The 25,496-nt window shown below is 69.4% G+C and carries 32 protein-coding genes and 1 pseudogene; 21 read left to right on the top strand and 12 right to left on the bottom strand.

Translation table 11 applies throughout. From position 1 onward, the window contains the following. Positions 1–159 precede the first annotated feature (159 nt). The 5 genes from ABD333_RS14005 to ABD333_RS13985 all read left to right on the top strand — a co-directional run bounded on the left by ABD333_RS14005 (position 160) and on the right by ABD333_RS13985 (position 4,802). Positions 160–930, top strand: a complete 771-nt coding sequence (locus ABD333_RS14005) for an SDR family NAD(P)-dependent oxidoreductase (RefSeq protein ID WP_344541080.1) — start codon at positions 160–162, stop codon at positions 928–930. A gap of 68 nt (positions 931–998) precedes the next feature. Next, positions 999–2,444 carry an MFS transporter gene (locus tag ABD333_RS14000; RefSeq protein ID WP_344541079.1) on the top strand — a complete coding sequence of 482 codons (1,446 nt, stop codon included), beginning with the start codon at positions 999–1,001 and terminating at the stop codon, positions 2,442–2,444. A gap of 239 nt (positions 2,445–2,683) precedes the next feature. Then, positions 2,684–3,721 carry a helix-turn-helix domain-containing protein gene (locus tag ABD333_RS13995; RefSeq protein WP_344541077.1) on the top strand — a complete coding sequence of 346 codons (1,038 nt, stop codon included), beginning with the start codon at positions 2,684–2,686 and terminating at the stop codon, positions 3,719–3,721. A 125-nt stretch (positions 3,722–3,846) separates the two neighbouring features. Then, positions 3,847–4,320, top strand: a complete 474-nt coding sequence (locus tag ABD333_RS13990; protein WP_344541076.1) for a hypothetical protein — start codon at positions 3,847–3,849, stop codon at positions 4,318–4,320. Between the two features lie 32 nt (positions 4,321–4,352). Further along, the gene (locus ABD333_RS13985) at positions 4,353–4,802 is read left to right on the top strand and encodes a polysaccharide deacetylase family protein (protein ID WP_344541074.1); all 450 of its coding nucleotides are present in this window, start codon (positions 4,353–4,355) and stop codon (positions 4,800–4,802) included. Positions 4,803–4,831: 29 nt separating this feature from the next. Here the strand turns inward: ABD333_RS13985 and ABD333_RS13980 are convergent, their stop codons facing one another. Together ABD333_RS13980 and ABD333_RS13975 are read right to left on the bottom strand one after the other, a co-directional pair. After that, positions 4,832–5,185 (bottom strand): hypothetical protein, encoded by a 354-nt coding sequence (locus ABD333_RS13980; RefSeq protein ID WP_344541072.1) that lies wholly within the window; start codon positions 5,183–5,185, stop codon positions 4,832–4,834. A 566-nt stretch (positions 5,186–5,751) separates the two neighbouring features. Continuing rightward, positions 5,752–5,910, bottom strand: a complete 159-nt coding sequence (locus ABD333_RS13975; RefSeq protein WP_344541070.1) for a hypothetical protein — start codon at positions 5,908–5,910, stop codon at positions 5,752–5,754. A gap of 645 nt (positions 5,911–6,555) precedes the next feature. Between ABD333_RS13975 and ABD333_RS13970 the strand changes: the two genes are divergently transcribed. Further along, positions 6,556–7,482 carry an NmrA family NAD(P)-binding protein gene (locus ABD333_RS13970; RefSeq protein WP_344541068.1) on the top strand — a complete coding sequence of 309 codons (927 nt, stop codon included), beginning with the start codon at positions 6,556–6,558 and terminating at the stop codon, positions 7,480–7,482. A gap of 430 nt (positions 7,483–7,912) precedes the next feature. Here ABD333_RS13970 and ABD333_RS13965 read toward each other — a convergent pair whose 3' ends face one another. Continuing rightward, on the bottom strand, positions 7,913–8,284 hold the full coding sequence (locus ABD333_RS13965; RefSeq protein ID WP_344541066.1) for a VOC family protein: 372 nt from the start codon (positions 8,282–8,284) through the stop codon (positions 7,913–7,915). A 62-nt stretch (positions 8,285–8,346) separates the two neighbouring features. Here ABD333_RS13965 and ABD333_RS13960 point away from each other — a divergent pair, with 62 nt between their 5' ends. Beyond that, the gene (locus ABD333_RS13960) at positions 8,347–8,805 is read left to right on the top strand and encodes a MarR family winged helix-turn-helix transcriptional regulator (protein ID WP_344541064.1); all 459 of its coding nucleotides are present in this window, start codon (positions 8,347–8,349) and stop codon (positions 8,803–8,805) included. 145 nt (positions 8,806–8,950) lie between these two features. Here ABD333_RS13960 and ABD333_RS13955 read toward each other — a convergent pair whose 3' ends face one another. Further along, positions 8,951–9,856, bottom strand: coding sequence for a LysR family transcriptional regulator (locus tag ABD333_RS13955; RefSeq protein ID WP_344541062.1), 906 nt, complete (start codon positions 9,854–9,856; stop codon positions 8,951–8,953). 74 nt (positions 9,857–9,930) lie between these two features. Here ABD333_RS13955 and ABD333_RS13950 point away from each other — a divergent pair, with 74 nt between their 5' ends. The 6 genes from ABD333_RS13950 to ABD333_RS13925 all read left to right on the top strand — a co-directional run bounded on the left by ABD333_RS13950 (position 9,931) and on the right by ABD333_RS13925 (position 14,268). Then, positions 9,931–10,596 carry an RraA family protein gene (locus ABD333_RS13950; protein WP_344541060.1) on the top strand — a complete coding sequence of 222 codons (666 nt, stop codon included), beginning with the start codon at positions 9,931–9,933 and terminating at the stop codon, positions 10,594–10,596. After that, entirely contained in the window at positions 10,593–11,252 is a 660-nt protein-coding gene (locus ABD333_RS13945; RefSeq protein ID WP_344541058.1) for an RraA family protein, read from the top strand. The genes ABD333_RS13950 and ABD333_RS13945 overlap by 4 nt, the downstream gene beginning before the upstream one ends. After that, positions 11,249–11,872, top strand: coding sequence for an RraA family protein (locus ABD333_RS13940; RefSeq protein ID WP_344541056.1), 624 nt, complete (start codon positions 11,249–11,251; stop codon positions 11,870–11,872). Before ABD333_RS13945 ends, ABD333_RS13940 begins: the two co-directional genes overlap by 4 nt. A gap of 106 nt (positions 11,873–11,978) precedes the next feature. Next, entirely contained in the window at positions 11,979–12,800 is an 822-nt protein-coding gene (locus tag ABD333_RS13935; RefSeq protein WP_344541055.1) for an alpha/beta fold hydrolase, read from the top strand. A 475-nt stretch (positions 12,801–13,275) separates the two neighbouring features. After that, complete coding sequence (locus tag ABD333_RS13930) at positions 13,276–13,728, top strand: VOC family protein (protein ID WP_344541053.1); 453 nt, start codon at positions 13,276–13,278, stop codon at positions 13,726–13,728. 159 nt (positions 13,729–13,887) lie between these two features. Next, positions 13,888–14,268, top strand: coding sequence for a hypothetical protein (locus tag ABD333_RS13925; protein WP_344541051.1), 381 nt, complete (start codon positions 13,888–13,890; stop codon positions 14,266–14,268). 100 nt (positions 14,269–14,368) lie between these two features. Here ABD333_RS13925 and ABD333_RS13920 read toward each other — a convergent pair whose 3' ends face one another. Continuing rightward, complete coding sequence (locus tag ABD333_RS13920; RefSeq protein ID WP_344541049.1) at positions 14,369–15,301, bottom strand: recombinase family protein; 933 nt, start codon at positions 15,299–15,301, stop codon at positions 14,369–14,371. A gap of 256 nt (positions 15,302–15,557) precedes the next feature. Between ABD333_RS13920 and ABD333_RS13915 the strand changes: the two genes are divergently transcribed. Then, on the top strand, positions 15,558–16,433 hold the full coding sequence (locus ABD333_RS13915) for a YwqG family protein (RefSeq protein WP_344541047.1): 876 nt from the start codon (positions 15,558–15,560) through the stop codon (positions 16,431–16,433). Positions 16,434–16,484: 51 nt separating this feature from the next. Here the strand turns inward: ABD333_RS13915 and ABD333_RS13910 are convergent. Both ABD333_RS13910 and ABD333_RS13905 read right to left on the bottom strand, forming a co-directional pair. Then, positions 16,485–17,703: pseudogene (locus ABD333_RS13910) on the bottom strand (transposase). Positions 17,704–18,392: 689 nt separating this feature from the next. After that, entirely contained in the window at positions 18,393–18,698 is a 306-nt protein-coding gene (locus ABD333_RS13905; protein WP_344541045.1) for a hypothetical protein, read from the bottom strand. 195 nt (positions 18,699–18,893) lie between these two features. On the opposite strand from ABD333_RS13905, the gene ABD333_RS13900 reads away from it, so the two are divergent. Both ABD333_RS13900 and ABD333_RS13895 read left to right on the top strand, forming a co-directional pair. Continuing rightward, positions 18,894–19,304 (top strand): VOC family protein, encoded by a 411-nt coding sequence (locus ABD333_RS13900; protein WP_344541043.1) that lies wholly within the window; start codon positions 18,894–18,896, stop codon positions 19,302–19,304. A gap of 22 nt (positions 19,305–19,326) precedes the next feature. Continuing rightward, the gene (locus tag ABD333_RS13895) at positions 19,327–19,791 is read left to right on the top strand and encodes a nitroreductase family deazaflavin-dependent oxidoreductase (protein ID WP_344541041.1); all 465 of its coding nucleotides are present in this window, start codon (positions 19,327–19,329) and stop codon (positions 19,789–19,791) included. Between the two features lie 40 nt (positions 19,792–19,831). On the opposite strand, the gene ABD333_RS13890 is transcribed toward ABD333_RS13895, so the two are convergent. Continuing rightward, positions 19,832–20,401: a TetR/AcrR family transcriptional regulator gene (locus tag ABD333_RS13890; RefSeq protein WP_344541039.1), complete on the bottom strand. Its 570-nt coding sequence runs from the start codon at positions 20,399–20,401 to the stop codon at positions 19,832–19,834. A 64-nt stretch (positions 20,402–20,465) separates the two neighbouring features. On the opposite strand from ABD333_RS13890, the gene ABD333_RS13885 reads away from it, so the two are divergent. Continuing rightward, positions 20,466–20,966, top strand: coding sequence for an FBP domain-containing protein (locus ABD333_RS13885; RefSeq protein ID WP_344541038.1), 501 nt, complete (start codon positions 20,466–20,468; stop codon positions 20,964–20,966). A gap of 9 nt (positions 20,967–20,975) precedes the next feature. Here the strand turns inward: ABD333_RS13885 and ABD333_RS13880 are convergent, their stop codons facing one another. Continuing rightward, positions 20,976–21,155, bottom strand: a complete 180-nt coding sequence (locus ABD333_RS13880) for a hypothetical protein (RefSeq protein WP_344541036.1) — start codon at positions 21,153–21,155, stop codon at positions 20,976–20,978. 274 nt (positions 21,156–21,429) lie between these two features. Here ABD333_RS13880 and ABD333_RS13875 point away from each other — a divergent pair, with 274 nt between their 5' ends. The 3 genes from ABD333_RS13875 to ABD333_RS13865 are packed head-to-tail and all read left to right on the top strand — an operon-like array spanning position 21,430 to position 23,379. Continuing rightward, complete coding sequence (locus tag ABD333_RS13875; RefSeq protein WP_344541035.1) at positions 21,430–22,095, top strand: TetR/AcrR family transcriptional regulator; 666 nt, start codon at positions 21,430–21,432, stop codon at positions 22,093–22,095. Beyond that, entirely contained in the window at positions 22,092–22,340 is a 249-nt protein-coding gene (locus tag ABD333_RS13870) for a hypothetical protein (RefSeq protein WP_344541033.1), read from the top strand. Before ABD333_RS13875 ends, ABD333_RS13870 begins: the two co-directional genes overlap by 4 nt. After that, positions 22,324–23,379 carry a tyrosine-type recombinase/integrase gene (locus tag ABD333_RS13865; RefSeq protein WP_344541032.1) on the top strand — a complete coding sequence of 352 codons (1,056 nt, stop codon included), beginning with the start codon at positions 22,324–22,326 and terminating at the stop codon, positions 23,377–23,379. The genes ABD333_RS13870 and ABD333_RS13865 overlap by 17 nt, the downstream gene beginning before the upstream one ends. A 15-nt stretch (positions 23,380–23,394) precedes the next feature. On the opposite strand, the gene ABD333_RS13860 is transcribed toward ABD333_RS13865, so the two are convergent. After that, a complete protein-coding gene (locus ABD333_RS13860; protein WP_344541030.1) occupies positions 23,395–23,778 on the bottom strand; it encodes a winged helix-turn-helix transcriptional regulator in 384 nt (127 codons plus the stop codon). Between the two features lie 68 nt (positions 23,779–23,846). Here ABD333_RS13860 and ABD333_RS13855 point away from each other — a divergent pair, with 68 nt between their 5' ends. Continuing rightward, positions 23,847–24,002 (top strand): hypothetical protein, encoded by a 156-nt coding sequence (locus tag ABD333_RS13855; protein WP_344541028.1) that lies wholly within the window; start codon positions 23,847–23,849, stop codon positions 24,000–24,002. An 82-nt stretch (positions 24,003–24,084) separates the two neighbouring features. On the opposite strand, the gene ABD333_RS13850 is transcribed toward ABD333_RS13855, so the two are convergent. Together ABD333_RS13850 and ABD333_RS13845 are read right to left on the bottom strand one after the other, a co-directional pair. After that, positions 24,085–24,840, bottom strand: coding sequence for an SRPBCC family protein (locus tag ABD333_RS13850; protein WP_344541027.1), 756 nt, complete (start codon positions 24,838–24,840; stop codon positions 24,085–24,087). 1 nt (position 24,841) lies between these two features. Further along, positions 24,842–25,465 carry an ArsR/SmtB family transcription factor gene (locus ABD333_RS13845; protein WP_344541025.1) on the bottom strand — a complete coding sequence of 208 codons (624 nt, stop codon included), beginning with the start codon at positions 25,463–25,465 and terminating at the stop codon, positions 24,842–24,844. Positions 25,466–25,496 lie beyond the last annotated feature (31 nt).

Below are 25,496 nucleotides of genomic sequence, written 5' to 3'. Positions count from 1 at the left end.
CTGAACAGCTCGCGCATTCGGCGTCGGCGGCGATCGGCTGATGCCTGACGCGTTCTGTCCTCTTCGTGACGTGTTCGACCCTCCTTCGGGCCCCTCGTGCTCCTTAGCGTTCAGGCGTGAGAAACGCCGACCGGGGCGTGGCTTGAGAGGACGAAAGCTATGGATCTGCAACTCGCCGGGAAGACCGCCGTCGTGACCGCCGCGAGCGGTGGCATCGCGGGCGCGGTGGTCCGCACGCTGATCGCCGAGGGTGTACGCGTTCTGGGCGTGGACCGGACCGTGACGCCCGCGTTGAAAGAGACCGGCGCCGTTACCGTGGAGGCCGACCTGACCGGCGCCGAGGGCGTGGAGAAGGTCAGGCAGGCCGCCGAATCCGAGCTCGGCGGCGTGGACCTGCTCGTCAACGGGGTGGGTGGCCTGGCCGGGCTGCCGGTCGGCGGGCTTGCCGACACCACGGACGAGACCTGGCAGAAGGCCTTCGAGCTCAACTTCTTCGCCACGATGCGCGTCACCCGTGCGCTCGAGACCCTGCTGCGGGAAGCGGTCGTCAACATCTCGACGGGCGTCGCCCGGTGGCCGACCGCCGGCCCGAACTGGTACGGCAGCTCCAAGGCTGCGCTGAGCCACTTCAGCAAGGGGCTCGCAGATGAGCTGGGCCCGCGCGGGATCCGGGTGAACACTGTCTCGCCCGGGCTGATCCAGACGCCCCTGTGGGACGAGTATGGCCCCAGGCTGAGCGCGGCCCGCGGGTCGGACGACACCCAGAAGTTCCTCACCGACCTGCCCGGGGCGGCCAATGTCACGCTCGGCCGCTGGGGGACCCCGCAGGAGATCGCCAATGTGATCGTCTTTCTCGGCTCACCGGCGGCCGGTTACGTCACCGGTGTCGACTACATCGTCGACGGCGGCGCCGAAAAGGTCATCCGATAGCCCTTCCCCGGCACCCGGTCATGGATCCACCCATGACCGGGTGCGCGCTGTCTCATCCAGGAGAGACGATGTCGACCACCACCACGCGTTCCCGGGGGCTGGCCCTGGGAGTGCTGTCCGCCGCAGGCCTGATGACGATCCTGGACGGCAGCATCGTCACCGTGGCCATGCCCGCCATCCAGAACGACCTCGGGTTCTCACCCGCCGGCCTGAGCTGGACCGTCAACGCCTACCTCATCGCGTTCGGCGGGCTGCTTCTCCTGGCCGGCCGGCTCGGCGACCTCATCGGCCGCAAGCCGATGTTCCTGGCCGGGAACGCGGTCTTCACCGCCGCCTCGCTGCTGGCGGGCTTCGCCACGACCCCGGCCATGCTGATCGTCGCCCGGTTCCTGCAGGGCGTGGGCAGCGCCATGGCCTCGGCGGTGGTGCTCGGCATCCTGGTCACGCTTTTCGTCGAGCCGCGTGAACGGGCCAAGGCGATCGGCGTCTTCAGCTTCACCGGGGCCGCCGGATCCTCGATCGGCCAGGTCATGGGCGGCGTGCTCACCGACCTGCTCAACTGGCACTGGATCTTCCTCGTCAACCTTCCGATCGGCGCGATCACGATCGCGCTGGCCGTCTGGGCGCTGCCGCCAGACCGCGGCATCGGGCTCGCAGCCGGGGCCGACATCTACGGCGCAGTGCTGGTCACCGCCGGCCTGATGCTCGGCATCTATACCGTGGTCAAGGTCGAGGAACACGGCTGGCTCGCCGGTCACACCCTGGGCCTGGGTGCCGTCTCGCTCACGCTGCTCGCCGCGTTCGTGCTCCGCCAGGCCCGGGCGAAGACCCCGCTGATGCCGCTGCGCATCTTCCGTTCACGGAACGTCTCGGGCGCCAACCTCGTACAAGTACTCGCGCTCTCGGCCTTGTTCGCCTTCCAGATCATCGTCGCGCTCCACATGCAGAAAGTTCTCGGTTACACCGCGCTGGAGACCGGACTGGCCATGCTCCCCGCGGCCCTCACGGTCGGCGCGGTCTCGCTGTTCGCCTCGGCGCGACTCAGCGCCCGCTTCGGCATCAGGACCGTCCTGGCCTGCGGCCTGGTGCTGCTGTTCGCCGCGATGGTCTGGCTGACCCGCGTCCCGGTGAACGCAGACTACGTCGCCGACCTGCTGCCGGTCATGCTGTTGATCTCGGGCGGCGGCCTCGTCCTCCCGGCCCTGGCCAACCTGGGCATGTCCGGCGCCAAGGGCGGCGACGCGGGCCTGGCCTCCGGTCTCTTCAACACCTCCCAGCAGATCGGCAGCGCGCTCGGCGTCGCCGTCCTGTCCACGCTCGCCGCATCCAAGACCGAACGCCTGCTCGGCCAGGGCCACAACCAGGCCGAGGCACTCACCGGCGGCTACCACCTGGCGTTCACCACGGCGGCAGGACTGCTGGTGGCCGCGTTCGTCGTCGCCATGGTCGTCTTGCGGACCCCCAAGGCCGAGAGCGTGCCCCAGGAGGGCACTCGGCCCGTCGTGGTCGCTTGAACGGCCGATCACGAAGGGGTGGAGCCGGAGCGCCGGGGGGGCCGGCCCTGTACCAGCTGCAGCGCCACATCGTCCGGCCTGGCCGTCGGTGTCGTCGGCAAATGGTCGGGCCAAGGGGGATACCGCTCCTGGTGTTGATCCATTCTGGGGGCGATCTGTAGTGTCTGGTTTCTATGGTTTTGCCAGGTGAAGCGGGGGGCGTTGAGCCGACGGGCCCTCCCGAGGGCCGGGCGCCTGACGTGGACACCGGGCGCCGCGCCGGTGAACCGCTGGTGCGGCACACCGTTTCCCCGCACCTGACCCGGCTCCTGATCGACGCGGGGACCGCCGCCGGGCTGGACCGGGGACAGGTCATGCGCCTTCCGGGGTTCGACACGTTGAGTGTGGATCCGGTCCGGATACCCACCGCCACCATCATGCGGACCTGGGAGGCGGTCGGCGGCGCGCTGATGGAGGTGGGCGGGGTCGCCCGGGTGATGGAGCTGTGGCGGCCGGGGACCCTGGGCGTGTGGGATTACTTGTTCACCGCCGCCGGCACGCTCACCGACGCGTTACGCGCCAGTGGCCTTCACTTCGCGGTCATCGCCGACCCCGTCGACGCGATCGCCGTCACCCGTGACGGTGCGGGGGTGACCGTCAGCTGGGACGGTCCGTACCGGGATCACCCGTCCTACCCGCTGATCGCGGAGTTCGTGCCGTCCATGTTCCAAACGGTGGCGAGTTCGGGGGCCGGACGTCCGCTCACGCCGGTCCAGGTGCGGCTGCCGCACCGGGCACCGCTCAGCCATGCCGCGCTGTGCGAGCTGTACGGCACGCGCAACGTCGAGTTCGAGGCCGGAGCGCCGTCGATCACGTTCACCGAGGCGGACGCCGCCACACCGCTTCCGCAGTCCGACCCCGCGCTTGCGGCGATCTTGAACGACCATGCGCGGATCACAGTGGAGACCGCGAGACCGGTCGTCAGCTGGCTGGACAGGTTCCACCTCGCGCTGGAAACCGCGGTCGGCGACGGCCCGCCCGAGCTGGCGCGGGTGGCGCACCGGCTGGCCATGGGGCCGCGAACGCTGCAACGCCGGTTGAACGAAGCCGGGACGAGCTGGCGCGAGGAGCTGGAACGCCTCCGCCAGCGGCGCGTGGACCAGTATCTGCGGGAGACGTCGCTGAGCGTGGAGTCGATCGCCGCGCGCGTCGGCTATTCCGACCCGCGCGCCCTGCGCCGGGCGATCCATCGCTGGTACGGGCACAGCCCCCGAACCGTCCGCCAGAACCCGGACTGACGCGTCCGGTCCCCCTCGTGTCGCGTCCAGTCCTCCCGGGGCAGGGCCCGCCTTCTTAACGTACCGACCATGAATCAAACACGCGCCGGGCACCCCACGGTGGGCAGGACGAGGAACGCCGCCGCATGAGGCACGGAACGTTGCTGACCGGCCGGGCGATACTGCTGACCTCCCGGCCGGTCGGCGAGGTCGGGCCCGAGCACTTCGCGTTGGTCCGCGTGCGGGTGGCCGCTCCGCGGCCGGGCCAATTGCTGGTCCGCAACACCTGGATGTCGCTGGAGCCCTACCTACGGCACGATCCGGGGCTCGCATCCCCACACCCTGGCGAGGTCATCCCCGGCGAGGCCGTCGGCGAGGTCATCGATTCCCTCGCGGCGGCCGTTCCGGTGCACGCGCCCGTCGCCCACTTCGCGGGCTGGCGCGAGTACGCCGTGGTCAACGCCGCCGACACCAGCGTCATCGACACCACATTGAGCCCGGCCGAGACTTACCTCGGGTCACAGGACCAGATCATCCAGGGACTCGACCGGGCGCCTACCGCCCTCATCGCCGCCCTGCGCGGCCGGCTCGCCGGGACCGTGCTCGTCCGCCTCAGCTGACCCGCGCCATGAACACAACTGGGAGGTACACCGTGGAGAACCAGCTCTTCGACTACTGCCCGATCGTCGACCGCGAACCGATGACACCCGTCCCCCTCAACTACGGCTGGCGAGACTACGGACCACGCGTCGCCATCTGGCGGCTGATGCAGATCCTCGACCGGCACCGCGTGCGCGCCAGCGTCCTGCTCAACTCCGACGTCACCGAACGGTATCCGCAGATCATCCAGGCCGGGCGCGCGCGGGGCTGGGCCTGGCTGGCACACGGCAAGACCAACTCCATCCTCCCCGCCGGAACGCCGCTAGAGGAGGAGCGGGCCTTCCTCGCCGACGTCGTCGAGATTCATCGAGCGGGGCACCGGGCAACGACCCCGCGGCTGGCTGGGACCGGCACTCAACGAGACCTTCCACACGCCCGAACTGCTGGCCGAACTCGGCTTGAGCAATGTCCTGGACTGGACCAACGCAGCCGTACCGGCTGAACATGCCCCGCCTGCTGAGCGTGCCGTACTCACTCGAGCTGAACGACCTCTGCCTGTAATCGGCGGTCGCGCGCGGCGTCACGGTCACCGCCCTGGCGCGTCCCGACCACCACTCCACGCTGTACGAGTTGGGCGCGCACACCTGCGTGGACTACACCGAGCCGATGCTTGTCACGGCGATCGGGAAGGTCGAGGCGGCGCTCGATCTGGTGGGAGGCGATTTCGGCGCCTCGCTGTTCGACCGCGTGAGGCCCGGCGGCGCGATCGCCTTGGCGAATCGTTGCACTGCTCGACCGGCGAGCGCCGACGATCAGGTCGCCATCACCGAGGCCGCCGCTCGCGGCCGCGACGACCGCGGTCTTACCGGCCCTTTGCAGATCCATCGATCATCCTCCCCTCGAACGTGGACAAGATCGAAGCTAAGGACCGCCGCTCCGCCCCCAAAGGGCCGAACACGTCAGCACCCGGACATTTCGCGCCGCCGTGGCAGGCGAGTGTGAAGCCGGACTTGTGCCAAAGCCCGCATGCCCCAGGGAAGGTCGCGGTGGACCGCCAGGACCAGCCGCCACTGCCGCTCATCGGGAGGGCAGCTTGACCAGGCCCGTCCGGGGTTGGACTCACGAAGGCCCTCGTCGATGAGGTGGTCGGAGAACAGCCGGACAGCAACCAGTCGCTGCTGGATTGTGGCGTTCGACAGCCCCGCACCGGAATCGATCGACACGACGTTAGCTCCGCGTCGGCTTGGCCTGCTGGTGAGCTCACGGACGAACACTGCAATGTGGGCCCGGCAGTACTTCCTGTAGGTGGCCAGGAGATCGCCCCACTGGCGGGCACAAAGACCGGTTCTGCCCCAGGCCGTTTGTGGCGCGATCACGCTAGGTTTTCTAGTGGTTCTGCCACGCGAGCCGGGTCCGGTCGAAGCGCCGCGCCTCAAGGTCCTCGCACATGGTCATCCAGTAGAGCCGCCCGCCGTCGCCCCGCCCACCTGATGACCGGCCTCGTCCTCGTCGAAGAGCACGTACTCGAAGTGCTCGACGCCATCGAGATCATCCTCGGTCAGCCCTAGCGGCTCCCACACCTCCGGATCCGTGATGCGGACTGGGTCCATCCCCGGCTCTTTGCGCAACGGCACGTGCCGGTACGGGGATAGCGGTTCTGGCGTGCGGCGCGGTTCACCCTCTGTACCGTCCGGAACGTACAGGACCTGCGCGCCTGCATAGGTCTCTGGATCGTCGGTGTTCGCGTATGAACTGAAGTTGTGGGTCCGCGCCTCGAAATAGAAGAGCCAGGCGCCGAGCTCTGGCGCGACGACCGCGTCTGGCCCCGGCTTAGCACCAACGCAAGGGCCGCCGCCACCACCCCGGTGGACGGCTTCCCGGTCATCCCGATGGCATCACCAACGCGCTGCACCGCGCCGGCGTCCCGCTGCTTGCCGGAACCGACGCCAACGACGGTCCGCACGGCGGCTTCCTGGCCTGCACGGCGCCGCGTAGCCTCCGCGCCGACCTCGTACTGGTCGATGGCGATCCCACCCAGGACATCACCGCCACCCGATCGATCCGCCAAGTCTGGCGGCGAGGCACCCGCCACACCCGCTGGGCCGGTCGCGAGATCTACCGCGTCTGGTCACCCAACCGAGCAGCCAACACCGACTTGCGCAGACATAGGAGCGTCAGGCGCTGACGCGTAAGGTCCGGCCATTGACACGTTCGGCCCTCCTGCAGGTGGGTCCGCACTTCCTAGGGTCTCTGCCATGGACGTTCGGACCGAGAACCATCAAGGGATCGCCGTCACTACTCCGACCGGGCATGTGGGGTCGCGGGTGGTTCGGTTGTTGCTGCAGGCGGGGGTGCGGCCGCGGGTGCTGGTGCGGGATCCGGCGCGGCTGGATGCGGCGACGCGTGAACGGGTGCAGGTGCGGCAGGGCGATCTGACCGATGCCGCGTTCGTGCGGGAGGCGGTCGCGGGGGTGCGGTCGGTGTTGTGGGTGGACCCGACACCGCACCTGGTGCCCGACCCGATCGCCGCCTCCGAGCGCACCGCCACAGGCCTGGTGGAAGCCGCCCAGGCCGGTGAGGTGGCGCGGGTGGTGTTGTTGAGCAGCATCGGTGCTGAGCGGCGACACGGAGTGGGACACATCGACGGGCTGGCCCGGATCGAGGAGCGGCTGGATGGCGCCGGCACCGATGTGCTGCATCTGCGGGCGGCGTACTTCTTCACCAATCTGCTGTTGGACGCCGAGGGCCTGCGGCAGGGGGTGCTGACCACGTCGGTGCCGCCGGACAAGCCGATGCCGTGGGTCGACCCCCGCGACATCGGAGAGGTGATCGCCGCACGGCTGCTCAACGACGCCTGGCACGGCCGGGTGGTGCAGGCCGTGCACGGCCCCGAAGACCTCACCTTCACCCAGGTCGCCGACATCCTCACCCGGGCACTGGACCGTCCGATCGGCCTTCAGGTCGTCACCGACGACCAGGTCCGCGACGCGCTGCGTTCAGCCGGCCTGGACCCGACCGCGATCGAGGGCATCGTCGGCATGACAGCTGGATCACGTGACCTGGTCCCCGAGCAGCCACGCGACCTGCTCACCACCACACCCACCACCCTGGCCGGCTGGGCCTACACCCACCTACGCCCAGCCCTCGACCACAGGACGTCCCAAGCCTCACCCTTCCGGTGAGGTCAGGAAGTGGCCAGGTCGGCGGGGAGGAGTCGTACTCGGGCGGCGCGATCGGGGGCGGCGAGCCAGGAGTTCAGCAGACGCCAGACGCGGGACAAGCCGCGTGACGCCGCCTGCTCTGTAGAGCTGACACCTTCTTCCGCTCACCATCAAGCCGACCCTCCCGTCGGCTCTGCCGGGCTGCCCGTGCGCGCCTGGCCCCTTCAGCGTTTGAGGCCGCGCGCAATCGGCCTCGTGTCAGGTCTAGAGAGATCATGTCTTCACCACCTCATACCGTGCTGGAACCTCCGCGGGACCAGGCTGTCGCTCCGGTGCGTGGACTGCCGGTCGGAGTCTGCCACCACCGGCGAGGGCAGATTCCGCTTTCGCCCCGCGGCCGGCTCATCGGCGTCGCATGTCCGCGGTCGGTGATCGTCCGGTGGCGTTTGGCCTATCCGGCGCGGTCGTGGAGAGTGATCTGGTAGCCGTCGGGGTCGGCGAAGGCGAAGGTCCGACCGAAGGGGCCGTCGATCGGTGCCGAGACGATGGTGTGACCGTCGGCGACGAGAGCGTCGTGAATGGCCTGGACGTCTGTGGCGTGGAGCCAGATCGCGGCACCGATGCCGGGCTGAGCAACCGATGCGAGATCGGTGCCGGGAATGACCTCGCGCAGTGCGAACGCGATCGGCTTCGTCTCGAAGACGACGGCGTGCGGAGGTCCGGCCTGCGAGCGGACGAGGCCGAGGTACTGCTCGTAGAACGCCTGCGATGCGTCGAGGTCGCGCGCTTGGAGCGAGATGAAGTCAGGGCCGGTGGCGGGCATGATAATGCTCCTTCTTCTATGTCAGTTTTCTGACATAGGGCAGTGTATGTCAGAATACTGACATGGGTCAAAACGATGTCGGCGTCGACCTGGAGACGTCGCTGGGCTACCTGCTGAAAGAGGCGTCGAGCGCCCTGCGCGCGGCCATGGAGGAGGTGCTGCGGCCGCTCGGCATGAGCGTGACGCACTACTCCTGCCTCGAACTGCTGGCTCAACGACCGGGCTTGTCGAACTCCGAGCTCGCGCGGGGCGCGTTCGTGACACGGCAGACGATGAACGTGCTGCTGCAGGCCCTGGAACGAGAGGGCGACGTGACCAGGCCTGCGAAGGCACCCGCCGGGAAGGCTCTTCCCACGCGACTCACGCCTCGCGGCCGACGGAAGCTCGAGAAGGCGACCGTAGCGGTCCGGTCCGTCGAGGACAGAATGCTGGCCGGCATGACCGAGACCGAGCGGTCACAGGCGTTCCGGATCCTGCGGAGCATGATCCATTCCCTGCGCGATGGCAACGACGGTGCATAGCTCGTTCCCCGGCACACGTCTCGCCGCATGGGACTCGAGGCCGAGGTGCGTGGTCGGGGACGGCGGCCGACGGCGAGGTCGACGGGACGGCCCTCGGCGGCATCGGCCGTATTCCGGTTGCGGCCCGCTGTGTTCGTCATCGGAGTCAGTGGTGCGGCGGGGGTGCCTGTGCCGTGGTCAGTTGTGTGGCAATGGTGGTGAGGCGTTCGGCCAGTGCGCCGGGGTTGGATCTCGTCATGGCGGTGAGGTCGATGGTCGCCGTCGCGTGGCGGAGTGGTCTGAAGCGGACGGCGGGGCGTGACGCGGACGCCGCGGCGGGCACGACGGTGACGCCGAGTCCGCATTCGACCATGGCGATCTGCGAGGTCACCGACCGTGCCCAGTGGACGGGGACGGGACTGAATCCGGCGGCACGGCACATGGTCGCCATGGCGTCGTGGTAGTCGGGGGAGATGTGGCGGTGCAGCCACACCCACGGGCCGCCCGCGAGGTCCGCCAGGTCCAGCGGGCCGGTGGCGTCGGCGGCGGGGTGGTGCGGGGGCAGAGCCGCGACGAACCGGTCGGCGAACAGCGAGGTCGCCGTGGTGCCGCGCACCGGGGCGGTCTGGCGCACGATCGCCCAGTCGAGCGAGCGGTCCAGGAGCCCCGCCGCGGCCTCGTGGGTGTCGATCTCCTGGGTGCGGATCTCGACGTCCGGCAGGGCCTGGTGGAACCGCTCCAGTACGAGCGGCAGAGGCCAGGAGAACGCCGAGGCGACGGCTCCCAGGCTCAGCCGCCCGCCGCGCCCGGTGGCGGCCTGCCGGGCGGCGGCTTCGGCTTCCTCGGCGTGCCGGATCAGGGCGCGGCAGTGGTCCAGGAAGACGGCTCCGGCGGGGCTGAGGGCGACTGACCGCTGGGTGCGGTGCAGCAGTTCGCAGCCGAGCTGCTGTTCGAGCTGCTTGATCGCCTGGGACAGCGGGGGCTGGGACATCTGCAGCCGCCTGGCCGCGCGGCCGAAGTGGAGTTCTTCGGCGACCGCGACGAAGTACCGGGCCTGCCGGATCTCCATCATGATTCGCTCAGCCTCTTACTGATAGATGAAATCAGACCTTCCGAATATAGGCGGAGGCTGTTGAGGTGGAAGCCATGAGCAACTCATCTCTCCTGAGTCGCTTCGCGGCGGTCGGCTCGGCCGCGGTCAGCGACGCGCTCGACCGGCTCGGGCTTCCCTCCGGAGTCGGTGGCATCCGTCCGGTGTGGGGGCCCTCGGCGGTCGTGGGGTTCGCCGTCACCGTGGGGCTCGAACCGCGCACTGACGGCCCTTCCGGAGCCCACATCGCCACTACGGCCGTCGAGATCTCCGACGACCAGAGTGTGATCGTCGTCGACAATCAGGGCCGCACCGACGTGTCGTGCTGGGGCGGCATCCTGAGTCTGGGCGCGGTCCAGCGCGGGGTCCGCGGTGTCGTCGCCGACGGCGTGTGCCGCGATGTGGCGGAGGCTCGCGAGCTGGGTTTCCCGGTGTTCTCGCGGGGTTCGATCCCGGCCACGGCGCGGGGCAGGCTGCGGCAGCGCTCCGCCGGCGAGCCGGTCGGCGTCGCCGGGCTCACGGTCGAGCAGGGCGACGTCATCGTCGCCGACGAGACCGGTCTTGTCGTCGTCCCGCGCGTCCGGGCCGAGGAAGTCGCGGAGATCGCCACCGCGATCGTTGCCAGGGAGCGCGCCATCGCCGACGAGGTGCGCGCGGGCGCGCCCCTTTCCCAGGCCATGGACGACGCCCGCCTCGCCGGAGAGAACGAGCCGGTCCGATGAGCGCCCCCACCGAGGACCTCGCCACCGGCCTGTCCACCGCGCCGGTCTCCGACGCCCTCGACTCGCTCGGGCTCCCCGGGTCCCTCCACGGCATCGGCGCGTTGCGCCAGGGCCAGCGGGTCGTCGGGCCGGTCTTCACCGTGACGTACGAGCCGGTCGACGAGGCGGGCGGCACGGTAGGCGACTTCCTGGACGACGTGCCCGCCGGCGCGGTGATCCTGATCGACAACGCCGGCCGCACCGGCTGCACGGTGTGGGGCGGCATCATGAGCCGGACCGCCCACCAGCGCGGCATCGCGGGCACCGTCATCAACGGCGCCTGCCGTGACGTCGCCGTCGCGGCCGCCGCCGGTTACCCGATCTGGTCGGTTTCCCGGTTCATGCGCACCGGCAAGGACCGTGTCCGGGTGGCCGCGGTCCAGACGGCCATCACCATTGGCGGTGTCGTCATCCGCCCCGGCGACATCCTCGTGGCCGACGACGACGGCGCTCTCGTCGTCCCCACCGCCCGCTGGGACGAGGTCGTGGACATCGCCCGGCGCATCGACCGCGCCGAAGAGGCCATCATCGAGGCCGTCCGCGGCGGCGCCACACTGGCCGAGGCGCGCGCCGAGCACGGCTACCACTCGCTTCAGACCCGGAAGGGCCCCTCGTGAGCAGCAACGATCTCGCCCGTGGTCATTCCAGCGCGACCCTGTCCGAGGCGTCCGGACTCTTCGTGGCGCTGTCCCCGCAGATCCGGTCGCTGTGGGCCGGTGCCCGGCTGTGCGGCCCGGCGTTCACCGTGCAGGGCGCCGGCGGCGACAACCTCGCCCTGCACCACGCCGTACCGCAGGCCCCGCCCGGGTCGGTCCTGGTCGCCGACGTCGGCGGCGCCCGCTTCGGCCACTGGGGCGAGATCCTCACCGTGGCCGCCCAGCAACGCGGGATCGCGGGCCTGCTCATCGACGGCGGCGTCCGGGACGCCGCGGAGACCGCGGCGCTCGGCTTCCCGGTCTTCTCGCGTAACAACGCGATCCTCGGCACCCGCAAGGACTTCCGTGGCGTTCTCGGGCGTCCCGTCAAGGTCGGCGGCGTCACGGTCAACCCCGGCGACCTCGTCGTCGGGGACGTCGACGGAGTCGTGGCCCTTCCCGCGTCCGACACCGAACGGATCCTCGACCGCGCCGTCGCGCGCGTGACCCACGAGAACGAGCTGATGAAGCGGCTGCGGGAAGGCCGCAGCACCCTCGACCTGTACAACGACTTCGAAACGGCCGGGCGGTGTCACCGATGACGGACGATCCGATCTTCGCCGTGGCCGCCAAGTCCGAACCGCTCCGTGCCCAGGGCACCCCCGCCGCCGAGTACGAGCCGGCGGTACAGAAGCTGGAGGAGGCCCGATGAGCCCCGTCAGGAAACTCCAGCGCTTCACCCTTCCCCTCACCGTCGACGCGACCCGCATCGAGGTGTCGGGTCTCCACCGAGGCGGCACCGGCATGCCCCTGGTGTTCCTGCACGGCTTCGGATCGACCAAGGAGGACTACGCCGACGTCGTCCTCCAGGAACGGCTCGCCGACCGCCCCGTTCTGGCCTACGACGCGCCCGGCTGCGGCGCCAGCACCTGCGCGGACCTCGCCGCCGTCTCCATCCCCTACCTGGTCTCGGTCGCCGAGCGGGTTCTCATGGCCCGGCAGATCGACCGGTTCCACCTCGTCGGGCACTCGATGGGGGGCCTGACCGCGCTCCTGCTCGCCGACAGCGACCCCGGCAGGATCGCCAGCTTCACCAACATCGAGGGCAACCTCGCGCCTGAGGACTGCTTCCTCAGCCGACAGATCCTCACCCACTCCCATGACGATCCCGACGAGTTCCTGGCCCGCCTCGCCGAACGCGTCGGCGACTCGCGCTTCTACGGGGGCGCCCTGTACGCCTCCAGCCTTCCCCACAAGATCCGGGCCGCAGCGGTCACGCCGATCTTCGAATCCATGGTCGGCCTCTCCGACCACGGCAAACTCCTCGACCGGTTCCTCGCGCTCCCCGCACCGAAGATGTTCATGTACGGAGAGCAGAACAACACCCTGTCCTACCTCCCAACCCTGGCCGAAGACGACGTCGAACTCGCCGAGATCGAACACTGCGCCCACTTCCCCATGTACTCCAACCCACCGCAGATGTGGGCCCGCATCGCCGACCTCGTCTCACGCGCCGACACCGGCTCCTGATGGGTCGTCACGCCAACCTCCCTGATCACCGGGGTGTAGGCCGCGGTCTGGGCGCCAACCTCGCCTATCAGACCTGGTGGCCTGCCACCAGGTGGTGGGCGCGCTCAGGTCGAGACGAATCTGTTCGGCCCGATGAACTCACCTGCGCGGTGCTGCCCGTCATGCGTACCCAAGTTGACGGCGAAGCCGCCGCCGCGACCTTCCGCCGCACCGTGAACCTCATCATCGGCACGGCCGGTCACGATAAGACGCGCCCTGCGGGCTCCTTGACGTGACTGGCCGTTCGGTTGCCGCTCAAGCCCCCGGCACGCTGTGATCGCGGGTCGGCCGCCTGCACCGCGAGCATCGCCTTACGGCGCAGGCCAGGCACCGTCTGGCGGTCCTGTCACCGTCACATCGACCGGACCGAAATTTTGACCTGCACGGCGGCCCTCGCGCTTGCGGTCGAGTCCATGTAACCAATATAACCAGTTACATGGCACTGAGCTGGAAACTGGTCATCGACAGCAACAACGCGCCCGCGCTCGCCGACTTCTGGGCCGGGGCCCTCGACTACGAGGTGGAGGATCCCAGCACCCTCATCGAACGGTTGCTCGCCGCGGGCCACGTCGGTGAGGAGGCGATCATCGAGCATCACGGCCGCAAGATTTTCCGTGGCTACGCCGCAATCCGCCATCCCGAGGACCCTTTCGACGAGACCAGCGGCATCGGCCGAGGGCGGCGGCTGCTCTTCCAGGATGTACCCGAGGAGAAGTCCGGCAAGAACCGCCTGCACATTGACGTGCACAGCGAGCCCGGCGGTCTCGACGCACTGGTGTCACGGCTGGAGGGCCTGGGCGCGACCCGCGTCCGCGAAGTGGACCAAGGCCCTGCCGGGCACTGGTGGGTCATGCTGGACCCGGAGGGCAACGAGTTCTGCGCCGCGTAGACGGCTGGAGCGCCGCGCTGGCGAGTAGGCGCGGAGACGTTCCTGAGACGGCTTGGAGACGCACGGATGGTCGGCTTGAGCGGTCTGCGCTCATAGCCGCCCAAGGTGGGCCAGGAAGAGGTTCTGGCAGCGCACGTCCGTCGTCCCGAGAGGAAGTCCATGAGAAGGAAAGCCGTCCTGGCAGGGCTGGTCCCAGTGGCGCTCGCGACCGTCCTGAGCGCTCCCGCCCAAGCGGCGGACACGGCCGAGGCTCAGCGGATCAGCTGCAAGATAACGACTCCGAAGAACAGCCAGATCTACTTCTCCGGTAAGCAGGTCTACGCGCAGGTGGGCATCGCGTGCTCGCGCAAGACGACTATCAGGACCTCCATCGTGCTTGAGAGGAACGGCTTTTTCGCCGCTCTCAGAACCAGGACGTGCAAGAAGACCAAGTACTGCTACACCTACCTCAGCTACAAGAACTCCAAGGGCAAGCAGACCTGGAAGGCCACGGCCGGCGACACGGGCGTGAAGAAGCGGACAGTCACCAAGCGGGGATGACCCACAGCCTGGTCATCGGTGCCCCGGCCTCCTGGATGAGGCCGGGGCACCGTTGTACGGCCTTGAGGAACATCAGTACAGCGGTTATCGGTGAGAACGATCATGGTCCGGCTGTGGCTGCCGGGAGGGCGTTGACGCGGTTCTCGTACTCGCGGCGGGCCTTGCGCTGTGCCGGGATGGCGGGGGTGGCCCTGGGTGCTGCCGTCGAGGGCTGGCAGTGTGCGAGGAGCTGGCGGTGGATCGCGGACGTGGCGCTGATGCGCAGGGTGTAGCCCTGGCCGCGCCGGACGGTCACGCCGTGGTCGAGCGCGGCCCGTTCGGCAGGCTCCAGCTCGGCGGTGCGGAGGAAGTCGGCGACCTTGCCCGGCATGTCCAGCGTGACCGGCAGCTCCGGGGCTGGGGCGTTCTGTTGGTCGGCCGTCGCGGTGTGGTTGGGCATGAGGTCGGCGACGGCCGTGCGGATGGCGCCGCGGCTGACGCCGTGCTCGCGGGCCAGAGTGGCGATGGATCGGCCGTTCAGGTAGGCGGTGCGGACGGCGGTGGTCTTGTCGGTGGTGATGGCTGGGCGGCGGCCGCCCTTGTTGCCCTTGGCTTCGGCGGCCCGTAGTCCGTCGTAGGTCAGTTCGCGTTGGAGGTCGCGCTGGAGTTCTCCGGCGGCCGCGAGGGTCTGGACCATGAACTTGACCGTGGACAGCAGTTCTCCGGTGCGTGGGTGGCGGGCGGTGAGGTCCATCGCGGAGAACGCGCCGTCGTGGATGCGCAGGGCGAGGCGGTTGCGGTGCAGCACGTCGAGGATGTGCTGGGTGCCGCGTACGAGACGGAACATCTCGGAGATGTGCACGGTGTCGCCGGGCCGCGCGTAGGTCAGCAGCTCGCCGAACTTGGGCCGCTGGAGCGGGTGGAGGCGGCTGGAAGTGCCGGCCTGTTCCTCGAAGGTGACCGGGTCGGCGATCCGGGCCTCGGCGAGGACGAGGTTCTGCCGGGCGGTCGACTGCTGGTCGGTCGAAACCCGCTTGTAGATCAGGTTCGCCATCGGGGCCCTTCCCTGCGGAGGATCGGACCCCATCTATCGTCAAACCCTGTCATCAATCACCATCGGATTTGATTGGATCGCTGCCGTCCCGGTGCCCTGATCACGCCCGGGTCATCGACCGCGCGCGACGCCTGTCGTCAAACGCTCGTTTGCCGACAGGTGGGCGCATGCGTAGGCTGCCAGTTCCGGGAGCCGGTGTCGGACCGCCGGTCGTTCTGGTTCGCTCCGTCACAGGCGTTTGGCATACTTCCGCCGCATGATGATCAGTTGCTCTCAGGTCAGCGCCTTGGCGCATGAACGGCTTCCCGCCGATCTCGCGGACCGATATTGCTCGCTGTTGAAACCGTCAGGTCAGATCCTTTCGGCTGCCCAGCCCGGAGACGCACCGGTCGGGTTCCTGGGCGGCGAACCGCGGCTTCCGAAGACCCTCGATTGGCCGGTATGGGAGGGTCACGGTCCGCTGTCCTTCGTCGCCGCACTCGACTGCGGCCCGCTGTCGGCCACCAGGACGGGGCTGCCCCTACCGACGAGCGGCACACTGCTGTTCTTCTACTTCGACGGGCAGGCCGACAACTATCAAAGCTGGGTTAGTCCGTCAGAACCCGAGTCCCGGCCCGGCTCCCGGATCCTGTACGTCCCTGCGGGAACACCTGTGCAGCCATGCCGGACACCGAGGCCGCTGGAGCCCTACAAGCAGGTGCTGCTTCATGCCGAGCCGGCCGTTTGCTTTCCGATGATCGAGACCTACGAGATGTATGGACCACTTGGCATCGCCCTTGAGACGCTGGACAGCGACCCGATGTACGCCGAGTTCAACGACGCCGTGCGGGTCCTGTGCTCTACCAGCAAGCACCAGATGGGTGGCCTGCCCAACAATGTCCAGGGCCAGGTCGAGTACGAGGTCGCCGACTTTCCACCGGACTGGGATCTCGGCGACTGGACCCCCGACAATCCCCATCGGGACGACATCCTCGCCGAGGCGTCACGGTGGGAGCTTCTCGCCCAGTTCGCCAGCGACGACGACGCGGACATGATGTGGGGAGATGCGGGCTGCCTCTATTGGCTGACCACCGCCGAAGACCTTGCCGCCCGTCGTTTCGACCAAGCCCGTTTCACCTGGCAGTGCCACTGAGCTCCGTTCAATGCGGGTTTCCGGCGTATGTGGGCTGGACCCGGTCCAGGGTCACTCGGCACCGGACTCGTCCTCGTCCAGGTCGGGCGCGTCCGGGTCGCGCAGGGGCCGCAGGTCGCCTCCGGCCGGGTTGGAGGCGGTGAAGCTGTAGCGTCCGAGGACGTTGAGGTTGCGGTGTTTGAGCGGTGAGAGCCGGGCGATGTCCTCGTCCCGGATCTCGTGGCCCTCGGATTGGAGGTGCTGGACGGCCGCGTCGATGTACCGCGTCGTCCACAGCACCACGGCGTTGAGCACGAGGCCGAGCGCGCCGAGCTGGTCCTCCATCCCGTCGCGGTACGCCTGGTGGATGGTGCCGCGTTTGCCGTGGCACACGTCCCGGGCGAGCTTGTGGCGGGACTCCTGCACGGTGAGCTGCCGGTTCATCTGGCGGCGGTAGGTGTCGTCGACCGGGTCGACCACCCGCAGCAGGTCGTAGGCGCGGACCTGGTTGGTGACTAGGCAACCGGCCACCCGCAGCATGTCCGGCCAGTGCGTGATCACCTTGTTCAGGTTCACGCGGTTGCGGGCTAGGTCCTCCAGCACCCCGTAGATCCTCGCCTCCACCCCGGGCATGGACGCGCGCCAGAACCGCTGGTCGGCAAGGTGGGGAAGCGCGGGGAGAAGTTGTAGCCCAGAATCTTGAACGGGCCGAACACCATGTCGGAGTAGGAGGCGTTGTCGGTGGCCACCATCTCCGGCTTCACCCCGCCGTCCAGGTTCAGCAACGCGTCCAGGATGTGCAGGGAGTCACGCGGGGTACCGGGCACGACCATCTGCCCGATGCCCGCGACCTGGTCGTTGACGGCGTTGAGCCAGGTAATGCCGCGCTTGGACCCGAAGTACTTCGGTGAGGGCGCCGCGCTGATGGTCCGCACGGTGACGACGAACCGAAGTCCATCCACGGAGGCGAGCAGCCCTTCACCCAGAACCGGACGATGGGCACCTCGGCCTGGGCGGAGATCAGCTTCGCGTTCGCCGCGGCGATGGTGTGGGCCCGCAGGTAATACTGGTCGACGTGCACGAGCCGGGATCGGGTGAGCGCCTCGTAGTTCGGGTTCACCACGGAGGTCAGGCCAATGTTGCACGCCTCCGACACCAGCAACGCGACCGCCGAAGTGACCAGGTCCTTCATACGGGTGGTGCCGTCGCCGAGGTGGACGAAGGCATCCAAGAACCCGGTCCAGGCGTGCACCTCGAACAGCAAGTCGGGCAGGTCGATCTTCGGGAGCATCTTCTCGACCCGGCCGCACAGCCAGGCCAGGGACTGCGGCTCACCGAGCGCGCCGAGCTTGTCGACGTTCAGCCTCACCCGGCCGCTGTCGGTCGTCTCGATGCTGACCCTCGCGGACGGCCCCGCCTCCGCGAGGCGTTCGGCCAGTGGTTTCCAGCCCGCGTCCAGGCCCCGCACCAGCTCCGCCAGGTGCTCCTCGACCGGCATGTCCAGGCTCAGCCCTGCCAGGACGTCCTCGCGCACGGCCTCCCACTCGGCTCCGTCCAGCAGCCGCGCGCGTGGATCGGACCAGCGGTGCGAGGGCGAGGCGAACACGTCACGCCGGTTCAGGGCCCGGTGCAGCTGCTCCAGCACGCACACCACGTACGCGTCGCGGTCGACCGCCCCCTGCGGCAGGTCGGGGTTGGCGTAGACGGCCTCGCGCCACGCTGGCGGCACCAGCTTGTCGTCCACCTCACGCGGCAGCAGCGGCTTGACGCTCACCTTCCGCCGGGCCAGCGCCGGGAGCCCGCGGACCCCGGCCAGCACCCGGGCACCGCCCGTCGCCGCCGACAGCGCCTTGGACTCGCCCAGCAGCGCCAGGAACGGCTTCACCGTGTTGTACCTGGTGGCCAGGGCCGACCGCGTGGCGGTCTCAGCGGAATCCTCGTCCTGCGGCACCAAGGCCACCACGGTGGCCGTCGCGCTCATCACCGCAACCCGGGCGCCACCTCCTCCACCGCCGCCCACAGTGCGGCCACGTCCACGTCCGCGTCGAGTTCCTCGACCAGCTCCAGCTCCTCTAACAGCGCCTTCGCCGCGCGGGCGAGCGTCCGCGACGCCTTCTCCGACTGCGGCAGCGTGGACAGCCGCTCCTTGTCAGTGGCGCGCCTGGCCGTGCTGATCAGCCTGGTGGCCATGAGCACCTGGAACAGGTCCAGGGCCTCGTCGATCGCCTTCGCCTCCAGATGCCGCATCAGCGCCGTGCGCTTGGGCTCCGCCGTCCGCTCCAGCAACGGCGCCTTCGGGGCCGGTCCGGCGGCCGTTTCGCCGAACCCCAGCGACGGAGTGGATCAGTGCACTAACCGACCATGATCATTCTCACCGATAGCCGCTGTTCCGATGTTCCCCAAGGCCGTTGTACGCGGGGCGGAGCCGCCGAGCAGGATCGGAGAAGCACGCCGGAATGGCCGTTGCCTACTGTTGGTGACATGACCATCGCACTTCAGTACTGCCACATCACCGTCAACGACGTGGACGAGTCGCTGGCCTTCTACCGGGACGCGCTGGGCCTTGAGGTCCGCAAAGACGTCTCTTCGGACGGCTTCCGCTGGGTCACGCTCGGCAGCCCGACGCAGCCGGACGTGGACATCGTCCTGTCGCAGCCGCACGCCGGTCGTTCCCAGGCCGACGGCGACGCCCTGCAGGAGCTGCTCACGAAGGGCGTCCTGCCGATGATGATCTTCAGCACCGACGACGTCGACGCGACGTTCGAGCGTGTGCGGGCCTCCGGCGCCGAGGTCCTGCAGGAACCCATCGACCAGCCCTGGGGGCCGCGCGACAGCGCCTTCCGTGATCCCTCGGGCAATCTGATCCGGATCCAGCAGCAGGCCAAGGCTTGATCGCGGCCGGGCAGGCAGCACGATGACACGTGAAGAGCAGACAGACAGCCGCGGAGGCCGCAAGCCCGGAGCGGTGTCACGGTGGATGCAGCGGACGATGAACGCCCGTATCAACCGCAAGATCCGACGTGGCCGCGGGAGGTTCATGGGCATGGACGTGCTGATCCTGCACACCGAGGGGCGCCGCAGCGGCCTGCCGCGGCAGACGCCCCTGGCCTGGTTCGCCGACGGCGAGGACACCCGGCTGGTCGTCGCATCGGGCGGCGGAAGCATGGACCCGGCCTGGTACGTCAATCTGATGGCGCACCCGGACAAGGCGGCGATCGAGATGCCCGGCCAGGAGGCCGTGCCGGTGACGCCGCACCGGCTCGACGACGCCGACCGTGAACAGGCGTGGCAGCGCATCACCGCCACCCAGCCCCGCTACGCCAAGTACCAAGCCAAATCCGACCGGCAATACCCGGTCATCCGGCTCACCCCACGGTGACCGCGGGAGCTGTACGGCCATGAGCGCGCCGTGGCGTGCGTCAGGACGAGGGCCAGTTTCGTAGGGCCGTGTCCAGGGCGTCCAGCGCCTTGGACCACGATGCGTCGATGTCACGGGGATGATTGCTGAACGCACCGGCGATCTCCAGGCTCACATAGCCATGGAACACGCTGCCTAGCAGCCGTACCGCATCGGTCTCGTCAGGCTCCGGCAGCGTGTAGGCGTGCAACAGCGCCCGCGTCAGTTCGGCATTCCGGCGTGCGGCACCGGCGGCCGCCGTTTCCGGGTCCAGCCGGAACTGCGCAGCCGCGTACAGGCCCGGATGCTCCTTCGCGAAGTCGCGGTACACGCTCGCGAACGCGGCCAGCGCGTCCCTGCCCGCGCGGCCGGCCAGCGCGGCGGCGGCCCGGTCGGCGAGTTCGGCGAGGGCGTGCGCCGCCACCCTGGCCTTCAGGTCCTGCAGGTTCTTGACATGCGAATACAGGCTGGCGTTCGTGACCCCGAACCTGCGCGCCACGGCCGAGATCGTCACGTTCTCGAACCCGACCTCGTCAGCCAGGTCGGCCGCGGCCTGGGTCAGCCGTTCTGCGTTCAGTCCGGCACGTGCCATATGTCACCCTTCCTAATACTCCTAAGTGTTTGCCTAATGCTCCTAGGAAACATACCTTACAAGTATGAGACCAGTCACCGAGCGCGACATCCGCGCATCGTTCGTCAACTGCACCAAGGGCGAGGCGAAGCGTCTGGCCGTGCCCAGGGACCTGGCCACACTTCCGTGGGGTGACCTGGACTTCCTCGGGTGGCGAGACCCGGCTTCGCCGCAGCGCGCCTATCTGGTCACCGAGCCGGACGACGGCGGGCTTGTGGGCGTGGCGCTGCGCTTGACGGCGTCCTACGCCGGGCACGCACGGCGCAGCATGTGCTCGTTGTGCCTGACGACGCACCCAGGAGACGGCGTTTCGCTGATGACCGCGCGCAGAGCGGGCCGGAACGGGCAGGAGGGCAATTCCGTGGGCGCCTACTTCTGCACCGATCTGGCGTGTTCCCTCTATCTGAGGGGCAAGAAGCAGGCCGGTCCCGGAGCCCGTATCCAGGAGTCGCTCACCCTCCAGGAACAGATCGACCGGACCACGGCCAACCTGGCCGACTTCCTGAGCAAGGTAGGCCGCCGATAGAGGTCACGGTCACCTGACCTCGGCCCTCAGGCGGGCGAGCCAGTTGATGACCTCGGCGGCCTGCCGCCGGGTGATGGCGTTGAGCGTGCGCACCCGGTCCGGCCAGTCCTCGAACCTCGGCACGACGAACGCCCGGCCCAGCGTGAACGTCGTCAGCTGAGCGCCGGCGCCCGTGGTGACCGCCAACACACGCCGCAGCGTTCGCTCGGCTGAACGCGGCGCAGGGCGTCGGCGACATGGTCCGGCCAGCCCAGCCTGGTGTAACCGGAAGGCCGGTGTCGGCCGACAGGCCGTCTCCGATCGGGACGAATCGGCGCCAGGGCGACGGCAAGGAGGTCCGCGCCGGTGGCGGGCGACACGCAGAACGGGCCGGATTCTTCGGTCTGAACGTTCGCGGTGAGGGCTACGAAAGTAAACGTACGATCGTTCGTACGTAGAAGGCGAGCCGTGACAGGATGGAGGCATGGGCGATGTGAACCACCCGCGGACGGAAGATCAACGGCAGAGCGACGATCAGCGGCTGCGTGAGGATCCGCCGCAGGGTGAGGATCAGCGCCTGCTGCGTGGCGCGCGCGCCCGGCAGGCCATCGCCCGGCATGCCGTGGACGTGGCGTCGCTGGAGGGCCTCACCGGGCTGACCATGGGGCGCCTGGCCACCGATCTCGGGCTCAGCAAGAGCGGGATCGCCACCCTGTTCGGGACCAAGGAGAGACTGCAGCTGGCCACGGTCGCGGCGGCGCGCGAGGCGTTCCTCGACGCGGTGGTCGGGCCCGCCATGGCCGTCCGCTCGGGTGCCGCGCGCCTTCACGCGCTGACCGAACACTGGATCACCTACGTCGAGACGCCGCTGTTCGCGGGCGGCTGCTTCTGGGTGGCCAGCCTCCCCGACTTCGACAGCCGGCCGGGACCAGTCCGTGACGCGCTGATCCGCCACCACCAGGACTGGCTGGCCCTCATCGCCGGGGAACTGCGCCAGGCCGTCCGCGCGCAAGAGATCGCCGAGCTGGACGTCGATCTGGCGGCCTTCCAGATCGACGCCGTTCTCACCGCGGCCAACACCGCGGCGCGGCTGGGCGACGACGCGGCGATGACCAAGGTCCGGCGTGTGGTCGGCGGCTTCCTGTCGTGAGAAAGACGGACATTCCGCTCGACGTTGACGCCGCGGTCTTCGATGGCCGGCTGGAGCGCCTTCACCACTCCCACGTGATCACGACGACGTTGCCCCATGGCGGCGTCGGGTTGCTCGCCCGCCTCGCCAAGCGAGCGGGGCTCCGGTTCGACTTTGGCGGTTCCGACAAGCCCGACGATCTCGCGGCGCTGACCCGCGCGCTGACCGGGCGGGGGCTAGGGTCTACGCGTGGATCATGTGAGTGAGGTCGTGCCGACGGCCGCGCCCCGGACACACCTGAACGAGCCGCCGCACCTGATCACGGCTGAGGTGCCCGCGCCCCGCAACCCCTACCTGGTGTACGTGGCGTCGCTGCAAAGCCCTCGCTCCAGGCGGACCATGGCCGCCTGCCTTGACCGCATCGCCGCGTTCCTCGTCGAGGCCTCGGGCGCGTCAGCGGAGAGGACCACGGGGCGAGACTTTCCCTGGGCGGCCTTGCGCACCGAGCACACGGCGGCGATCCGTGCGCTTCTCGGACGGCAGACGTCGCCGGGCCCTGACGGAGCCGAACGTCCCTGGTCGCCCGCCTACCGCAACCAGCACCTGGCCGCGCTGCGCGGGGTGCTGCGGGCGGCGTGGAGCCTGGGGGAGCTGTCGACCGACGACTACCAGCGCGCCAGGTCGGTCAAGAACTTCACGGGCAGCAGGCTGCCGAGCGGCCGGAGCATCCACGGTGCCGAGTTCGCCGCTCTGCTGCGGGCCTGCGCGCTCGATCCCGGCCCGGCCGGGCGCCGGGACGCCGCGCTGCTCGCCACCCTCTACACCACCGGTGCGCGGCGTTCGGAGATCGCCGGGTTGCGCCGCGAACACTACGACCCCGGTGAACGCGCGCTCCGGATCGTCGGCAAGGGCGACAAGGAACGGATGGAGTACCTCCACGAGTCGGCCGCCGCGCTGCTCGGAACCTGGCTCTCCCTGGACGACCGGCCGGCCGGGCCGCTGTTCAAACCCGTGCACAAGTCGGGGGCACTGCAGCATCGCCCGCTCACCGACGCGGCGGTGCGCAACGTCGTCGTCAAACGGCGGCGTGAGGCGGGGCTGCCGTCGATGACGCCGCACGACTTCCGGCGCACGTTCATCGGCGACCTCCTCGACGAGGGCGTGGACCTTGTCACCGTGCAGCAGCTCGTCGGGCATTCCTCACCGGCCACCACCGCGCGCTACGACCGCCGTCCCGAACGCCGCCGGCGCGGCGCCGTGGACAAACTGCGCTTCCCTGCGCCGGACCAGGAGCCCACGTCCTGACGGCCCGGCCGGATCTCACCTCGCGTCGTAGGACGCGCGGGCCCGTTCGACCTCGGGCAGGTTGGCCGCCGACCACTCGCCGAGTGTGGCGAACAGCGGCGCCAGGCTCAGGCCCAGCTCGCTGATCTCGTACTCCACGCGCGGCGGGACCTCGGGGTGGTACGTGCGCACGATGAGGCCGTCGCGCTCCAGCTGCCGGAGCCGCTGGGTCAGCACCTTGGGCGTGATCGTGCCGATGCGGCGTTCCAGCTCCACGAACCGCTGCCTGCCGTGCGCGTGCAGCGTCCAGAGGATCGGGGTGGTCCACCGGCTGAAGACGATGTCGACCACCGGGGCGATCGGGCAGGCGTTCTCCGGGTCGGCCGACGCCGCCGCCGTCCAGGACGTGGTCTCCGCCATGGTGTCTCCTCCGAGGTGGCCACTATCTTGCGGATACCAACTATAGGCGACCAGGCCCGAGGGATCGGATGACCAGGCGGGACCCCGGCAAGGCGCGGATCGCCAAGATCGACCGTTACCTGCACAAGGTCACCGACCTGGAACCCGATCTGCTGGAGTATCGACGCCTGGCGCGAGGCGGGTCCGGTACGGGTGCGCCGCGAGCTCGCCGCCCGCCTGCGTGAGCCGACGGACGACGGGCTGCCGCGGATCGACGACGCCGGGCGCTGACCCCCGGCCCGGCGGCCGTCCGTCGGCCCGGCGGCGCTAGCCGACCGGGAGTTCGTTGAGCCAGCCCTGCCACGTCTTCTCTGCCTGTCCGGAGTCGAGGCCCGGTGCGAAGAGGTGGTGGCCCAGCAGCGCCACGCTGCCGCGGTGCGCCCCGGAGTAGATGAAGCGGTAGAGCGCGTCATTGGTGCGCACGCCCAGGAACGAGGGGAGGTCGGCGTAGTCGACGACTCCCTCGATGGGATCGAGTCCCTCGACCGACAGGCTGACCCGGTCGCCCTCGGCCACCGTGGATCCCAGGCCGAGCCGGGTCTTGAGCGCTGCCCAGAAGCCGTCCTCGGAGACGCCGGGCCGGAAGGCGCTGACCGTGCCCGCGCTGCGGCCGCGGAAGTGCAGGAGGTATTGGCCGAGCGTGTGCAGGTACATGTCCCAGCCGGTCTTCATGGCCTCGAACTCGTTCTCCCAGTCGCCGCCGAGGACGCCGCTGTGCACGAGCCGCAGGACCGTACCGCCGCCGTCGCGGCCTTCGATGAGGTACTCGATGGCCATGAAGGCCCCGTCCTCGCCGGGCTCGGTGCGGTGCGCGAAGCGCTTGGCCGGTTCCCAGCCGGTGATGGTGGAGGTCTCGGTCTGGCCGGCCATGGTGAACCTGGTGGCGCCTCCCTCGCGGGGCTCGATCTCGCTGCGGCCCATGAACCAGGCGTCCACGCCCGGCCCGGTGGCGATCGCGTCCCACACGTCCTCGGGGTTCGCGGCGAGGGTGATCTCCTTCTGCAACTCGAACTCGTGGCCCATGTCAGGACTCCTTCGTGTCGTCGGTGGTCTCGCCGGCCTGGGACGGGGCGGGAACGTTCGGGTGGAGGGCGACGACGACGCGGTGCTCGCGTCCGCCCGGGGCGCTGTCGTCGTGGTAGCGGGACACCAGGGCCGTGACGGCTCCGGCGAGTTCTTCGGCGAACGCGGCCCGGTCGGCCGGCGAGGCGAACCGGACCTGCCCGTCGATGGCGAACGTGGCGACCCGCTTGTCGGCCTTGGAGGCGCCGGTGATCAGGGTGCCGACGTCGCGGACCAGCCGGGCGGCGACCGCGAGCAGCCAGCGCGCCGACAGCTGGTCGGGGGCGCGGCCCGGATCGGGCTGGACCGCCGACAAGGCGGTGGGGGAGATGACGAAGGAGGCGGCCGTCGCCCGCATCATGCGTTCGGTGACGTTCCCCTTGCGCCGTTCCTCGATCAGCTCGACGAGCCCGTGCTTCTCCAGTGCCTTGAGGTGGTAGTTGACCTTCTGGCGGGCCAGCCCGACCCGGGCGGCCAGCATCGTCGCCGACGCCGGCTCGGTGAGCTCCGCCAGGAGCCGGGCGCGCATCGGATCGAGCGACACCTCGGCCGCCGCCGCGTCCTCGATCACCGCAACTTCGTCCATGCCCTCACCCTGACATCCGACAAGCATAGGA

This window comes from Actinomadura fulvescens (assembly GCF_039533225.1).
Lineage (GTDB): Bacteria > Actinomycetota > Actinomycetes > Streptosporangiales > Streptosporangiaceae > Spirillospora > Spirillospora fulvescens.
Note: the sequence above shows the minus strand (reverse complement) of the source record. Positions and strands in the feature narration are given on the sequence as shown.